General features: G+C 73.8%; 12 protein-coding genes. 9 read left to right on the top strand and 3 right to left on the bottom strand.

Translation table 11 applies throughout. The features are described from left to right. Positions 1–15: 15 nt before the first annotated feature. From QFZ64_RS15740 to QFZ64_RS15710, 7 genes are all read left to right on the top strand, one after another. Complete coding sequence (locus QFZ64_RS15740) at positions 16–1818, top strand: acyclic terpene utilization AtuA family protein (protein WP_307071720.1); 1803 nt, start codon at positions 16–18, stop codon at positions 1816–1818. Then, entirely contained in the window at positions 1815–3413 is a 1599-nt protein-coding gene (locus tag QFZ64_RS15735; protein WP_307066188.1) for an acyl-CoA carboxylase subunit beta, read from the top strand. The genes QFZ64_RS15740 and QFZ64_RS15735 overlap by 4 nt, the downstream gene beginning before the upstream one ends. Positions 3414–3433: 20 nt before the next feature. Next, positions 3434–5359, top strand: coding sequence for a biotin carboxylase N-terminal domain-containing protein (locus tag QFZ64_RS15730; RefSeq protein ID WP_307066186.1), 1926 nt, complete (start codon positions 3434–3436; stop codon positions 5357–5359). Between the two features lie 126 nt (positions 5360–5485). Continuing rightward, positions 5486–6658: an acyl-CoA dehydrogenase family protein gene (locus QFZ64_RS15725; protein ID WP_307066184.1), complete on the top strand. Its 1173-nt coding sequence runs from the start codon at positions 5486–5488 to the stop codon at positions 6656–6658. Between the two features lie 26 nt (positions 6659–6684). Further along, positions 6685–8286, top strand: a complete 1602-nt coding sequence (locus QFZ64_RS15720; RefSeq protein ID WP_307066180.1) for an AMP-binding protein — start codon at positions 6685–6687, stop codon at positions 8284–8286. Then, complete coding sequence (locus QFZ64_RS15715; RefSeq protein WP_307066178.1) at positions 8283–9050, top strand: enoyl-CoA hydratase family protein; 768 nt, start codon at positions 8283–8285, stop codon at positions 9048–9050. The genes QFZ64_RS15720 and QFZ64_RS15715 overlap by 4 nt, the downstream gene beginning before the upstream one ends. 20 nt (positions 9051–9070) lie before the next feature. Beyond that, a complete protein-coding gene (locus tag QFZ64_RS15710) occupies positions 9071–9709 on the top strand; it encodes a TetR/AcrR family transcriptional regulator (RefSeq protein WP_307071719.1) in 639 nt (212 codons plus the stop codon). A 28-nt stretch (positions 9710–9737) separates the two neighbouring features. On the opposite strand, the gene QFZ64_RS15705 is transcribed toward QFZ64_RS15710, so the two are convergent. Together QFZ64_RS15705 and QFZ64_RS15700 are read right to left on the bottom strand one after the other, a co-directional pair. After that, the gene (locus QFZ64_RS15705) at positions 9738–10616 is read right to left on the bottom strand and encodes an alpha/beta fold hydrolase (RefSeq protein WP_307066176.1); all 879 of its coding nucleotides are present in this window, start codon (positions 10614–10616) and stop codon (positions 9738–9740) included. A 603-nt stretch (positions 10617–11219) separates the two neighbouring features. Next, positions 11220–11912, bottom strand: a complete 693-nt coding sequence (locus QFZ64_RS15700; RefSeq protein WP_307066174.1) for a metal-dependent transcriptional regulator — start codon at positions 11910–11912, stop codon at positions 11220–11222. Between the two features lie 247 nt (positions 11913–12159). On the opposite strand from QFZ64_RS15700, the gene QFZ64_RS15695 reads away from it, so the two are divergent. Further along, positions 12160–12930 (top strand): SIS domain-containing protein, encoded by a 771-nt coding sequence (locus tag QFZ64_RS15695; protein ID WP_307066171.1) that lies wholly within the window; start codon positions 12160–12162, stop codon positions 12928–12930. Positions 12931–13250: 320 nt separating this feature from the next. Here QFZ64_RS15695 and pdxH read toward each other — a convergent pair whose 3' ends face one another. Then, the gene (gene pdxH / locus QFZ64_RS15690; RefSeq protein ID WP_307071718.1) at positions 13251–13889 is read right to left on the bottom strand and encodes a pyridoxamine 5'-phosphate oxidase; all 639 of its coding nucleotides are present in this window, start codon (positions 13887–13889) and stop codon (positions 13251–13253) included. Positions 13890–14213: 324 nt separating this feature from the next. On the opposite strand from pdxH, the gene QFZ64_RS15685 reads away from it, so the two are divergent. Further along, on the top strand, positions 14214–15332 hold the full coding sequence (locus tag QFZ64_RS15685) for a citrate synthase 2 (protein WP_307066169.1): 1119 nt from the start codon (positions 14214–14216) through the stop codon (positions 15330–15332). The last annotated feature ends 78 nt before the right edge of the window (positions 15333–15410 follow it).

Raw genomic sequence — 15410 nt, 5'->3', positions numbered from 1 at the left:
GCCGACGCCCCGGCCGTGCCCGCCCCCCTCCGCATAGGCAACGCCTCCGGCTTCTACGGCGACCGCTTCGGCGCCCTGCGCGAGATGCTCACCGGCGGTCCCCTCGACGTCCTCACCGGCGACTACCTGGCCGAACTGACCATGCTCATCCTCGGCCGCGACCGGCTGAAGGACCCTGCCGCCGGGTACGCCCGCACCTTCCTGCGCCAACTGGAGGAGTGCCTCGGCCTCGCGCACGAACGGGGCGTGAAGATCGTCAGCAATGCCGGGGGGCTGAACCCCGCCGGGCTCGCCGACGCCGTCCGCGCGCTGGCCGGACGGCTCGGCATCCCCGTCCGCGTCGCCCACGTCGAGGGCGACGACCTCACCGCAGCGCACCCCGGAACACTGGCCGCCCACGCCTACCTGGGCGGCGCCGGCATCGCCGCCTGTCTGCGCGAGGGCGCCGACGTCGTCGTCACCGGGCGGGTCACCGACGCCGCCCTCGTCACCGGGCCCGCCGTCGCCCGCTTCGGCTGGGCGCCGGACGCGTACGACGCCCTCGCGGGTGCGGTCGTCGCCGGGCACGTCCTGGAGTGCGGCACCCAGGCCACCGGCGGCAACTACGCCTTCTTCACCGCGCACCCGCGCGCCCGGCTGCGCCGCCCCGGCTTCCCGCTCGCCGAACTGCACGCCGACGGCAGCGCCGTGCTCACCAAGCACGACGGCACCGGCGGCGTCGTCGACGTCGGCACCGTCACCGCGCAGCTCCTCTACGAGACGGCGGGTGCCCGGTACCCCGGCCCCGACGTCACCGCCCGCCTCGACACCGTGCGCCTCACCCAGGAGGGGCCCGACCGGGTCCGGATCGAAGGCGTGCGCGGGGAGGCGCCGCCGCCCACCCTCAAGGTCGGCCTCAATCGGCTCGGCGGCTTCCGCAACGAGGTCGTGTTCGTCCTCACCGGGCTCGACGTGGCGGCCAAGGCCGGCCTGGTCAGGGAGCAGACGGAGGACGCCTTCGCCGCCGCCGGGGCCCGGCCCCGGGAGGTGCGGTGGGACCTCGTCCGCACCGACCGGCCCGACGCCGACACCGAGGAGACCGCGAGCGCGCTGCTGCGGCTCGTCGTCCGCGACCCGGACGCCGAGGCGGTCGGCCGCGCGTTCAGCGGCGCCGCCGTCGAACTCGCCCTGGCCAGCTACCCCGGCTTCCACGTCCTCGCCCCACCGGGGAAGGGCGCGCCCTACGGCGTCTTCGAGGCCGCGTACGTCGAGCAGGGCGCCGTACCGCACCTCGCCGTCCTGCACGACGGTCGCCGTGTCCCCGTCGCCCCGCCCGCCGACAACCGCGCACCCGACGCCGTACCCGACAGCGGCGTGCCCGGTGACGTGCCCGAACCGCCGCTCCCCGCGCCGCTGCCGCCCGGGCCGGTCCGGCGGGCGCCGCTCGGTCTCGTCGCCGGGGCCCGCAGCGGCGACAAGGGCGGCGACGCCAACATCGGCGTCTGGGTGCGGACCGAGGAGGCCTGGCGCTGGCTCGCGCACGAACTGACCACCGACCGGCTGCGGCAACTGCTCCCCGAGACCCGCGCCGCCGGCCTCACCGTCACCCGGCACGTCCTGCCGAACCTGCGCGCCCTCAACTTCGTCGTCACCGGCATCCTCGGCGAGGGCGTCGCCGCGCAGGTCCGCTTCGACCCCCAGGCCAAGGCGCTCGGCGAATGGCTGCGCTCCCGCCACCTGGACATCCCGGAAGCGCTGTTGACAACGTCCGGCCCGGACCCGGCCCGGACGGCCCATGCGCCCGAAGCGACCCAGGACCTCCCGGAGGCCGCCCGATGACCGTTCTGCCCTCCACCCTCGACACCTCCGCCCCCGAGTACGCCGCGAACCGCGCGGCCATGCTGGAGAAGCTCGCCGCGCTCGACGCCGAGCACGCCAAGGCGCTCGCCGGCGGCGGCGAGAAGTACGTCGAGCGGCACCGCGGGCGCGGCAAGCTGCTCGCCCGCGAGCGCGTCGAACTGCTCCTCGACCCCGACACCCCGTTCCTCGAACTGTCCCCGCTCGCCGCGTGGGGCAGTGAGTACACCGTCGGCGCCTCGCTCGTCACCGGCATCGGCGTCGTCGAGGGCGTCGAGTGCGTGATCACCGCCAACGACCCCACCGTGCGCGGCGGCGCCAGCAACCCGTGGACGCTGCGGAAGGCGCTGCGCGCCAACGAGATCGCCCTCGCCAACCGGCTGCCCTGTATCAACCTCGTCGAGTCCGGCGGCGCCGACCTGCCCTCCCAGAAGGAGATCTTCATCCCCGGCGGCGCCCTCTTCCGCGACCTGACCAGGCTGTCCGCCGCCGGCATCCCCACGATCGCCGTCGTCTTCGGCAACTCCACGGCCGGGGGCGCCTATGTGCCCGGCATGTCCGACCACGTGATCATGGTCAAGGACCGTGCGAAGGTCTTCCTCGGCGGCCCGCCCCTGGTGAAGATGGCCACCGGTGAGGAGAGCGACGACGAGTCCCTCGGCGGCGCCGACATGCACGCCCGCACGTCGGGCCTCGCGGACCACTTCGCCGTCGACGAACCGGACGCCCTGCGCCAGGCCCGGCGGGTGATCGCCCGCCTCGACCACCGCAAGGCGTACGTCGATCCGGGCCCCGCCGCGCCACCCGGACACGACGCGGAGGAACTGCTCGGGATCGTTCCCGGGGACCTCAGGACCCCCTTCGACCCGCGCGAGGTCATCGCCCGCGTCGTCGACGGCTCCGACTTCGACGAGTTCAAGCCGATGTACGGGCCCAGCCTGGTCACCGGCTGGGCCGCCCTGCACGGCTGCCCCGTCGGCATCCTCGCCAACGCGCAGGGGGTGCTGTTCAGCGCCGAGTCGCAGAAGGCCGCGCAGTTCATCCAGCTCGCCAACCAGCGTGACATCCCGCTGGTGTTCCTGCACAACACCACCGGCTACATGGTCGGCGCCGAGTACGAGCAGGGCGGCATCATCAAGCACGGCGCCATGATGATCAACGCGGTCGCCAACTCCCGCGTCCCCCACCTCTCCGTCCTCATCGGCGCCTCCTACGGTGCCGGCCACTACGGCATGTGCGGCCGCGCCTTCGACCCCCGCTTCCTGTTCGCCTGGCCCAGCGCCAAGTCCGCCGTCATGGGCCCGCAGCAGCTCGCCGGGGTGCTGTCCCTCGTCGCCCGCCAGTCCGCCGCCGCCAAGGGCCGCCCCTACGACGACGAGGCGGACGCCGCGCTGCGCGCCATGGTGGAACAGCAGATCGAGTCCGAGTCGCTGCCGATGTTCCTGTCCGGACGCCTGTACGACGACGGCGTCATCGACCCGCGGGACACCCGCACCGTCCTCGGCCTGTGCCTGTCCGCGATCCGTACCGCCCCCTACGAGGGTGCGCGGGGCGGCTTCGGCGTCTTCCGCATGTGAGCGGCGAAGGGACCCCAGTGATGACCGCCTCCACCGCCTCCACCGCCTCCACCGCCACGATCGCTCCGATCGGCTCTCTGCTCGTCGCCAACCGGGGTGAGATCGCCTGCCGCGTCTTCCGCACCTGCCGCGAGCTGGGCATCCGCACCGTCGCCGTGTTCTCCGACGCCGACGAGGACGCCCTCCACGTGCGCACCGCCGACGCGGGCGTACGGCTGCCGGGCGCGGCACCCGCCGACACGTACCTGCGCGGCGACCTGATCGTCGAGGCCGCCCTCGCCGCCGGCGCCGACGCCGTCCACCCCGGCTACGGCTTCCTCTCCGAGAACGCGGGCTTCGCGCGCGCGGTGCTCGACGCGGGGCTGACCTGGGTGGGGCCGTCCCCGGAGGCGATCGAGGCGATGGCCTCCAAGACGCGCGCCAAACACCTCATGGGCCTCAAGCCGCTCACCGAGATCTCCGAGATCACCGAGGCGGACCTGCCGGTACTGGTCAAGGCCGCCGCGGGCGGCGGCGGACGCGGCATGCGGATCGTCCGCGAACTCGCCGCGCTGGACGCCGGGACGACCGCCGCCCGCGCGGAGGCGCTCAGTGCCTTCGGCGACGACGAGGTGTTCGTCGAGCCCTATCTGGAGGGCGGCCGGCACGTCGAGGTGCAGCTCCTCGCCGACACCCACGGCACCGTCTGGACGCTCGGCACCCGCGACTGCTCGCTGCAACGCCGCCACCAGAAGGTTGTCGAGGAGGCCCCGGCGCCCGGCCTGTCCGACGACCTCACCGACGAGCTGTACGCACTGGCGGTACGGGCCGCCCGTGCCGTCGACTACACGGGCGCCGGGACCGTGGAGTTCCTCGTCGCCGACGGGCGCGCGCACTTCCTGGAGATGAACACCCGGCTCCAGGTCGAACACCCGGTCACCGAGGCGGTGTTCGGCCTCGACCTGGTCGCGCTCCAGCTCCGTGTCGCCGAGGGGCACGCCCTGGACAGGTTCCCGCCCCGCCCGCGCGGGCACGCCGTGGAGGCCCGCCTCTACGCCGAGGACCCCGCGCGGGGCTGGGCCCCGGGCACGGGAACACTGCACCGGCTCGCCGTGCCGGAGGGCGTCCGCCTGGACACCGGGTACGCCGACGGGGACGAGGTCGGCGTGCACTACGACGCCCTGCTCGCCAAGGTCGTCGCCCACGGGGAGACCCGTGCGGAGGCGGTGCGCCGGCTCGCGGGGGCGTTGGAACGGGCGGAGGTCCACGGGCCGGTGACCAACCGCGACCTTCTCGTCCGCTCGCTGCGGCACGAGGAGTTCAGCGGGGGCCGGATGGACACCGGGTTCTACGACCGGCACGCCGCCGCGCTCACGGTTCCCGCCGTCGACCCGTACGCGCCGCTGGCCGCCGCCCTCGCCGACGGCGTCGGGCGCTCGCGGTTCGGCGCGGGCGGCTGGCGCAACGTGCCGTCGCAGCCCCAGGTCAAGCGGTACCGGGTGGCGGGGGAGGAGCGCGAGGTCCGCTACCGGTACCGGCGGGACGGGGTGACCGTCGAGGGGGACGACGAGGTGCGGGTCGTACGGGTGGGGGCGCGGGAGGTCGTGCTGGAGGTGGGGGGTGTGCGGCGTAGGTACCCGGTCGCGCGGTACGGCGACGGTGGCGACGACGTCTGCGTCTACGTCGGCGGCACGCGCCTCGCGCCCGTGTCGCGGTTTCCCGAGGCCGTCGTCGAGCGGGCTCCCGGGTCGTTGCTGGCGCCGATGCCGGGGACGGTGGTGCGGGTGGCGGACGGGGTGCGGGTGGGGGCACGGGTGGAGGCGGGGCAGGCGTTGCTGTGGTTGGAGGCGATGAAGATGGAACATCGGGTCGCGGCGCCGGCGAGCGGGACGGTGGAGATTCTGCATGCCGTGCCGGGCCAACAGGTGGGGGTGGGAGCCCTGTTGGCGGTGGTGCGGGAGGAGTGAGCGGGGGGTGGTCGCGCGGTTCCCCACGCCCCAAAAAAAAGGGGGGTGCGGGGAACCGCGCGACCACCCACATCCCACCCGCACCCCTCCCGGCAACACCCGTCCCCTCTCCCTCAGGAGCCCCACATGTCCCCTGTCATAGAGACCGACGACCACAAAGACCTCCGCGCGGCCGTCAGGGCCCTCGGCAACCGTTACGGCCGCCCGTACTTCCTCCGTACCGCCGCCTCCGGCGGCACCCCCGCCGAGCTCTGGAAGGAGGCCGCCGGCCTCGGCTACCTCGGCGTCAACCTGCCGGCGGCGTACGGCGGGGGAGGGGCCGGGATCGCCGAGCTCTCCCTCGTGCTGGAGGAACTCGGCACCACCGGCTGCCCGTTGCTGATGCTGATCGTCTCCCCGGCGATCTGCGGCACCGTGATCGCCCGCTTCGGCACCGAGGCGCAGAAGCGGACATGGCTGCCGGGTCTCGCCGACGGCAGCCGGATCATGGCCTTCGGCATCACCGAACCCGACGCCGGCTCCAACTCCCACCGCATCACCACCACCGCCCGCCGCGACGGCACCGGACCCGACGCCGACTGGATCCTCACCGGCCGCAAGGTCTTCGTCTCCGGCGTCGACATCGCCGACGCGACCCTGATCGTCGGCCGCACGCACGACGCCCGCACCGGCCGCCTCAAGCCCTGTCTGTTCATCGTCCCGCGTGACGCCGACGGCTTCACCCGCCGCCGTATCGACATGGAACTCACCGCCCCGGAGAAACAGTTCGAGCTCACCCTCGACGACGTCCGGCTGCCCGCCGACGCCCTCGTCGGCGACGAGGACGCGGGCCTGCTGCAACTGTTCGCCGGGCTCAACCCCGAGCGCATCATGACCGCCGCCTTCGCGATCGGCATGGGCCGCTACGCCCTCGACCGCGCCGTCGCCTACGCCCGCGAACGCACCGTCTGGCAGCAGCCCATCGGCGCGCACCAGGCCATCGCGCACCCGCTCGCCCAGGCCCACATCGAGCTCGAACTGGCCCGGCTGATGACGCGGAAGGCCGCGCACCTGTACGACGCCGGGGACGACGCGGGCGCCGGGGAGGCCGCCAACATGGCCAAGTACGCCGCCGCCGAGGCCTGTGTGAAGGCCGTCGACCAGGCCGTGCACACCCTCGGCGGCAACGGTCTCACCAGCGAGTTCGGCCTCGCCTCCCTCGTCAACGCCGCCCGGGTGGCGCGGATCGCGCCGGTCAGCCGCGAGATGATCCTCAACTACGTCTCCCACCAGACCCTGGGCCTGCCGAAGTCCTACTGAGGGCGGCGACGGCAAGAGGAGGAACCGTGTTCCGCAGCCAGTACGCAGACGTCCCCGCCCTCGAACTCCCCATCCACGAGGCCGTCCTCGGCCGGGCCGCGGAGTTCGGCGCGGCCCCCGCGCTGATCGACGGCACGGACGGCACCACCCTCAGCTACGAGCAGCTCGACCGGTTCCACCGGCGGCTGGCCGCCGCCCTCGCCGACGCCGGGGTCCGCAAGGGCGACGTCCTCGCCCTGCACAGCCCCAACACGATCGCCTTCCCCACCGCGTTCTACGCCGCCACGCGCGCCGGCGCGGCCGTCACCACCGTCCATCCGCTCGCCACCGCCGAGGAGTTCGCCAAGCAGCTCCGCGACTCCGCCGCCCGCTGGATCGTCACCGTCTCCCCGCTCCTCGACACCGCCCGCACCGCCGCCGAACGCGCCGGAGGCGTACGGGAGATCTTCGTGTGCGACAGCGCGCCGGGCCACCGCTCGATCATCGACATGCTGGCCACCACCGCGCCCGAACCCGTGGTCGACCTCGACCCCGCCGAGGACCTCGCCGCGCTGCCGTACTCCTCCGGCACCACCGGCACCCCCAAGGGCGTCATGCTCACCCACCGCTCGATGGCCACCAACCTCGTGCAGCTCGAACCCCTGGCGCCGACGGAACCCGGCGACCGTGTCCTCGCCGTGCTGCCGCTCTTCCACATCTACGGCCTGACCGCGCTGATGAACGCGCCGTTGCGGCGCGGCTCCACCGTCGTCGTCCTGCCCCGCTTCACGCTCGGCACCTTCCTCGCCGCGATCGAGCGGTACCGCGTCACCAGCCTCTACGTCGCCCCGCCGATCGTCCTCGCGCTCGCCAGGCATCCGGCGGTCGCCCGGTACGACCTCTCGTCCCTGAAGCACGTCATCAGCGCCGCCGCCCCGCTGGACGCCGCCACCGCCGCCGCCTGTGCCCGGCGGCTCGGCCTGCCGTCGATCGGCCAGGCCTACGGCATGACCGAACTGTCCCCGGGCACCCACGTCGTCCCCCTCGACGCGGCCGACCCGCCGCCCGGCACCGTCGGCAAGCTCATCCCGAGCACCGAGATGCGGATCGTCTCCCTCGACGACCCCGACGAGGACCTCGGCCCCGGAGCGAACGGCGAGATCCTCATCCGCGGCCCCCAGGTGATGAAGGGCTACCTCGGGCGGCCCGAGGCCACCGCCGCCCTCGTCGACGGCGGGGGCACCTCCCGCTCGGGCGAAGCCGTAATCGGGGGAGGCTGGCTGCACACCGGCGACGTCGGGCACGTCGACGCCGACGGCTGGCTCTACATCGTCGACCGCGTCAAGGAACTCATCAAGCACAAGGGCTTCCAGGTCGCCCCCGCCGAACTGGAGGCCCTGCTGCTCACCCACCCCGGCATCGCCGACGCCGCCGTCACCGGCGCCCTCGACGCCCACGGCGACGAGATACCGCACGCCCATGTCGTCCGGCAGCCGGGCGCGGACGGGCTCACCGAGACAGAGGTCATGATGTACGTCGCCGAGCGCGTCGCCCCGTACAAACGCGTGCGCCGGGTCTCCTTCGTCGACCGGGTACCGCGCGCCGTCTCCGGCAAGATCCTCCGCCGCGAGCTGCGGGAACGGCCGTGACGGCCACCGCGCGGGTGGGCCGCTCCCGGGAGCGCGGCATCGCCACCCTCGTGCTGGACTCCCCGGCCAACCGCAACGCCCTGTCCGCCGCCCTCGTCGGCGCACTCGACGCCGCGCTGGCGGAGTGCGGCGCCGACCCCGGCGTACGGGCCGTCGTGCTCACCCACACCGGCACCACGTTCAGCGCGGGCGCCGACCTGCGCGACCCGCCGCCGCCCGAGGCGCTCGTCGCGCTGCTGCGGCGGATCGTGGAGCTGCCCAGGCCCGTGGTGGCCCGGGTCACCGGACATGTCCGGGCCGGCGGCCTCGGACTGCTCGCCGCCTGCGACATCGCGGCCGCCGCCACCGCCGCCGACTTCGCCTTCACCGAGGTCCGCATCGGCGTCGCCCCCGCGGTGATCTCCCTGCCGCTGCTGCCGCGCGCCGACCCTCGCGCACTCGCCCTGCACTGCCTCACCGGGGACCGCTTCGACGCCGCCGAGGCCGTCCGCACCGGGCTGCTCACCCTCGCGGGCGACGACGTCGACACCGTCCTCGCCCCTGTCCTGGACGGGCTGCGCCGGGCCTCCCCGCAGGGGCTCGCGGAGACCAAACGGCTCCTCACGGCCGGGGTGCGGGAGGCGTTCGACCGGGACGCGGACGTCCTGACCTCCCTCGCCGCGCGGCTGTTCGCCTCCCCGCAGGCACGGGAGGGGATGACGGCCTTCCTCGAACGACGGGACCCGGTGTGGATGGACTTCACGGACGTCAGGGACCTCACATGACCACGGACATGACCAAGGACATGGACACCGAGGGCACGGGCACGGGCACGGTGGCGGTGGCAGCGGCGGCGGCGATCGACCGTGTGCCCAAGCAGGACCGCAGCCGGGCCACCCGGCAGCGGCTGCTGGCCGCCGCCGTCGCCTGCCTCGCCGAGCGCGGCTGGGCCGGCTCCACGGTCGCCGCCGTCGCGGAGCGCGCCGGGGTCTCCCGGGGCGCCGCCCAGCATCACTTCCCGACCCGCGAGGACCTGTTCACCGCGGCCGTCGAGTACGTCGCGGAGGAACGCTGCCAGGTGCTGCGCGACCTCTTCCCGCAGGGCGCCACGGGCGACCGGCGCGCGGTGGTCGCCGCCCTCGTCGACGGCTGCACCGGCCCGCTGTTCCGCGCCGCGCTGCACCTGTGGGTGGCCGCGTCCGACGAGGACCGGCTGCGCGGCCGCGTCACGGAACTGGAGGCCCGGGTGGGCCGCGAGACCCACCGCGTCGCCGTCGAACTCCTCGGCGTGGACGAGTCCCGCCCCGGCGCCCGCGAGACCGTCCAGGGCCTGCTGGACATGGCCCGCGGCCTGGGCCTGGCCAACCTGCTGACGGACGACACCGCACGCCGGGAACGGGTGGTCGAGCAGTGGGCGGGCATCCTCGACGGGGCGCTGGGGTGACGGAGGAGGGAGGGACCGCAGAGGCCCGTCAGGCGTCGGCGCCCGTGAGGACCTCCTCCAGGAACGGCTCGACCGCCGCGCGCCACGCCTCCGGCTGGTCGTAGTGGACGAGGTGGCCGGCGTCGGCGACCTCGGCGTAACGGCCGCGCGGCAGAACGCGGACCATCTCCTGAGACTCGGCCCGGCCCAACTGGCCGTCCAGACCGCGCACCACCAGCGTGGGGCACCGCACCTGCGCCAGCTCCTCCCAGTGCGCGTCGTACACCCAGGTCTCGCGTGACCTCAGCATCTGCGCGGGCGTGAACACGGGGCGCCAGCCGTCGGACGACTCGTGCATCACCTCGGCGTAGAACTCGCCGCGCGCCGGGTTGGGGCGCTCCACCCAGGGGTCGTCCTCCCCGAACCACTTGCGGACGTCGGCGAGCGTGGCGAACGGCAGCGGCCAGGTGCTGAACCAGTCCTCCCACTCGCGCTGCGAGGCGGCGCCCAGCGCCGAGGCCCGCATGTCGCAGATGACCAGCCCACGGACCAGGTCGGGGCGGGCGGCGGCGAGCTGCCAGGCGGTGAGGGCGCCCATGGCGTGGCCGATGACGACGGCCGGGCCGAGCCCGAGCTGCTCCAGCGTGCAGGCCGCGTCCTCGACGTACGCCTCGCGGGTGTGGGCGGCCTCCGGGGGCTTGTCGCTCTGGCCGTGGCCGCGCTGGTCGAGGGCGACGGGACGGTACCGCTCGGCGAGCCAGCGCGCGGTGGCGGCCCAGTGCGAGGCGCGCCCCATGAGGCCGTGCAGTAACAGCACGCCGGGCCGTTGCGCGTCGGCCGCCGGCTCGTCGTCCTTGGGGGGATCGCCGAATTCCCAGGCGGCGAGGCGTACGCCGTCCCTCCCGCTCACGTCGATGCGCCGCACCATCGTCCTGGCACCCCCTGGCTCCCCCCGGGCCGTCCCCCGCGTGCCGCGTGGCCGGTCCGGACGCTCCTCGTGCTGTTGCCGCCGTGCTGGTTCGTCGTGCTGTCGTGGGTCGTCACGCTATCGAAAGCTCATTCGAAAATGGGCTTTCGGTCGCCAACACCCCTCCTTCGAGTGACACCGGTCGGGGATTGGCCGACGCCACCGAGGGGAGATCTTCATCGGGCGGACCGCTCGGGGAAAAACGGTCCGAGGGGGATGACCCTGGGAGCTCGGGGCTCCGGGTCAGCACAGGGGAGGACAGGCCCCGGCGCCATAGGGCGCCGGGGCCCTCTCCATGTCCACGGCTGCGGCACATCGTCCCGCTCCCCTCCCCGGTCGCACGGCCCTCGTCGTCCGTGCCGGCCTCAGAGCCCCTCAGGTCATATGCCTCACCCGACAGCGTGGCACGGGAACCGGGTTCGCGCTGCCATTCGGCGCACAGAAAGTGCGCGGGGGCGGGCGATCGGTCACCCGGCGCGGAACGCCCGCGCTCCCGCCGCACCGCCGCGCCCGGGTGACGCGGTCCGCCGCGCCGTCCCGTACGGCGTGCTCGGGGCCACCCCGTCAGCGCTTGGCCACGAAGACGTGCGAGGCGATCTCCGACTCCAGTTCGGCCGCCTCCCCACTGCTGCCGACCAGGACACCACCGGCGGACTCCGTCACGCTGACCACCGAGCCGGGCTGCACGCCCGCCCGGCGCAGCGTGTACATGAGCTGCGCGTCCGTCTGGATCGGCTCGCCGATGCGCCGTACGACCACCGTCTTGCCCTCCAGCCCCGGGTCGAGGTCGGCGAGCGAGACCATGCCCTCGTCCAGGAACGGAACCGTGCCGTCCTTCTCGCCCAGCTCCTCCAGACCCGGGATCGGGTTGCCGTACGGCGACTCGGTGGGGTGCCGCAGCAGCTCCAGCACGCGGCGCTCGACCGCCTCGCTCATCACGTGCTCCCAGCGGCAGGCCTCCGCGTGCACCTGCTCCCACTCCAGCCCGATCACGTCGACGAGCAGGCACTCCGCGAGCCGGTGCTTGCGCATGACACGCGTGGCCAGGCGGCGCCCCTCGTCGGTGAACTCCAGGTGCCGGTCGGGCGCGACGGACACCAGCCCGTCGCGCTCCATGCGCGCCACCGTCTGGCTGACCGTCGGCCCGCTCTGGTCGAGCCGCTCGGCGATACGGGCGCGCATGGGCACGACGCCTTCTTCCTCGAGCTCGAGGATGGTGCGGAGATACATCTCCGTGGTGTCGATCAGTCCGGACATACGTGCCCCTCGATTGAGATCTGCCGGAGGCTCGGCCGCCTCACCGGCGTTGCGCTGGCCCTGGACCCAATTCTTGCGCATCGCACCGACAACCGGGCCTTACCGGAGGAACGGTCGTACGCGGGCCCCGCCGTGGCCGCCGTATTGACACGGCCTTGGTCCGGACCGCACCGTGATCCGCGACATGGCCGGGCCCCGCGGGGACCGGCCGCCGAACTGATCGTCACGAAGGTGAGGGGCGTCGCCGATGAGCCAGGGGACGGGGGGCGTGGACGGGCCGGGCGAGCGGTTCCTCGACGCCGCGATCGAACTGCTGCGGCAGGTGCGGGACGAGGACACCGACGAGATCGCCGCGGCCGGCGAGCTGATCGCCGACACCGTCGTCGCCGGCGGCCGCCTCTTCGCCTTCGGCGCCGGGCACTCCTCGCTGGCCGCGCAGGACGTCGTCTACCGGGCCGGCGGGCTGGCCCTGATGAACCTGCTCACCGTGCCCGGGGTGACGGGCGTCGACGTGCTGCCCGCGACGCTGGGCTCGGCGCTGGAACGCGTCGACGGCCTCGCCGCCGCCGTGCTCGACGTCGGCCCCCTGCGCGCCGGCGACCTGCTGGTGATCATCTCCCTCTCCGGCCGCAACGCCCTCCCCGTCGAGATGGCGACCCACGCCCGCGCGCGCGGCGTGAAGGTCATCGGCGTGACCTCGGTGGCGTACGCGGAGCAGACCACCCCCCGCAACCCCTCCGGGACGTTCCTCAAGGACCACTGCGACGTCGTCCTCGACTCGCGCATCCCGCTCGGCGACACCGTCCTGACCCAGGACGGCATCGACGCCCCCTTCGCCCCCGCCTCCACGGTGGTCACCAGCGCGCTGATGCAGGCGATGATCGCCACGGCCGCCGGCACCCTCGCCGACCGCGGCCTCACCCCGCCCATGCTCCGCTCCGGCAACGTCGACGGCGGCCTCGAATGGAACGACCACGTCTTCGACACGTACGCCGACCGCATCTTCTACCGGCACTGACCCGCGCCGACGGGGACTGTTGAGTCGCCGGGAAAAAAAGCGGTTGAACGTGACGCGGACGGTTCCTAGTGTGGTGGGTACACAGGAGGGAGGTGGTTCGGCAGATGTATGCACACCGGACGCGTGAGGTGACTGCGGGCTAGTGGCCCGCCGTCGTACTCGGTTCGGCGCCGGACCAGCGCGTGTGTGAGGCGCGCGACCGGCCCAATCCAAGCAGTCACCCGGCCCGTGGGCTCGCCGGTACGTCCGGCCGGCTTCTCGTCGTCAGACGAGGACCTGAGCCCACGGGCCGTCCGCGTTCTCCGGCGGCCGGCAGGACCTCAGGGGCTCAGCCGCTCCACGTGCCAGGTGCCGTCCGCAGCCGCTGTGTAGCGGAGGCGGTCGTGGAGGCGGTTGGCGCGGCCCTGCCAGAACTCGACCGTGTGCGGGACGACGCGGAAGCCGCCCCAGTACGGCGGCACCGGGACCTGCTCGCCCTCCGGATAGCGGGCACCCAGATCCTCGTACGCCGTCTCCAGGACCGTGCGGGAGGGGATCACCGTGGACTGGGCGCTCGCCCAGGCGCCGAGGCGTGAGCCGTGCGGGCGGGTGCGGAAGTAGGCGGCGGTCTCGTCGCGGCCGGTGCGGTGCGCGGTGCCGGTGACGATCACCTGGCGGGCCACCGGGTGCCAGGGGAACAGCAGCGAGACATGTGGGTTGGCGGCCAGCTCACGGCCCTTGCGGGAGTCGTAGTTGGTGTAGAAGACGAAGCCGTGGGTGTCGTAGCCCTTCATCAGGACCGTGCGGGAGCTGGGGCGGCCCTCGGCGTCGGCGGTGGAGACCACCATGGCGTTGGGTTCGTAGAGCATGCCCCGCACGGCCGCCCGTGCCGCCTGGGCGAACCAGCGGTCGAACTGGTCCATGGGGTGGGCCGCGAGCTCTGTCTCGTCGAGTCCCTCGGCGCGGTAGTGGGCCCGCATCGCGGCGGGATCGGCGGGGGCGGCGGGGCCGGACGGCTCCTCGTTCCCGGCCTTCCGTTCCGCCTCGGCGGCGGCGCGCTCGACGAGGGGTTCCACGGGGGGTTCGGCGGGGGGTTCGGACAGGGGTTCGCCAGGGGGTTCACTCACGGGTTCGTCCGGGATGCGGTCGCTCACGTGGTCATCCTGCCGTACGGAGGCGGTCGTCCGAGGGGGTGCGGTGGGTTCCGTCACCTCCTTGGCACCCAGTGCCGCGACCACTCCCCAAAGGTGGCACTCTGGGACTATCGTGCTGCTTCCTGTCCGCACAGACCGAGGAGCCGCCTCATGTCCGACTTCGTACCCGGGCTCGAAGGAGTCGTCGCGTTCGAGACGGAGATCGCCGAGCCGGACAAGGAGGGCGGGGCGCTCCGGTACCGCGGTGTCGACATCGAGGAACTGGTCGGCCAGGTGTCCTTCGGGAACGTCTGGGGCCTGCTCGTCGACGGCGCCTTCAACCCCGGTCTGCCGCCCGCCGAGCCGTTCCCGATCCCCGTGCACTCCGGTGACATCCGGGTGGACGTGCAGTCCGCGCTGGCCATGCTGGCACCGGTGTGGGGGCTCAAGCCGCTGCTCGACATCGACGCCGATCAGGCGCGCGAGGACCTCGCCCGCGCCGCCGTGATGGCGCTGTCGTACGTCGCCCAGTCCGCGCGCGGCCAGGGCAGGCCGATGGTGCCGCAGCGGGAGATCGACAAGGCGCACTCGATCACCGAGCGGTTCATGATCCGCTGGCGCGGCGAGCCGGACCCCAAGCACGTGGCCGCCGTCGACGCGTACTGGAGCTCGGCCGCCGAGCACGGCATGAACGCCTCCACGTTCACCGCCCGCGTCATCGCCTCCACCGGCGCCGACGTGGCCGCCGCGCTGTCCGGCGCGGTCGGGGCCATGTCGGGTCCGCTGCACGGAGGGGCGCCCTCGCGGGTCCTCGGCATGATCGAGGAGATCGAACGCACCGGCGACGCCGTCGGCTACGTCAAGCGCGCCCTCGACCGCGGCGAGCGCCTGATGGGCTTCGGGCACCGGGTGTACCGGGCGGAGGACCCGCGCGCCCGGGTGCTGCGGCGGACGGCGCGGGAGCTGGGGGCGCCCCGGTTCGAGGTCGCCGAGGCGCTGGAGAAGGCGGCCCTGGAGGAACTGCACAACCGCCGCCCCGACCGGGTGCTGGCCACGAACGTGGAGTTCTGGGCCGCGATCATGCTGGACTTCGCGGAGGTCCCGGCGCACATGTTCACGTCGATGTTCACGTGCGCCCGCACGGCCGGCTGGTCGGCGCACATCCTGGAGCAGAAGCGCACCGGCCGCCTGGTCCGTCCGTCGGCCCGCTACGTCGGCCCGGCGCCGAGGAGCCCGCACGAGGTGCCGGGATACGAGGACATCCCGGCCGACCGGGCGGGGACGCGGTAGGGCGCGGCAGCAGGGTTCCCCGGCGGGCGCCCGGCCGGGCGGGGAGGCGTGGGGCGGCCGGATCGGGCCCCGCCCGCC

The organism is Streptomyces sp. B3I8 (assembly GCF_030816915.1).
Classification (GTDB): domain Bacteria; phylum Actinomycetota; class Actinomycetes; order Streptomycetales; family Streptomycetaceae; genus Streptomyces.
The sequence above is the reverse complement of the archived record's forward strand: the minus strand, read 5'-3'. Positions and strand labels throughout refer to the sequence as shown.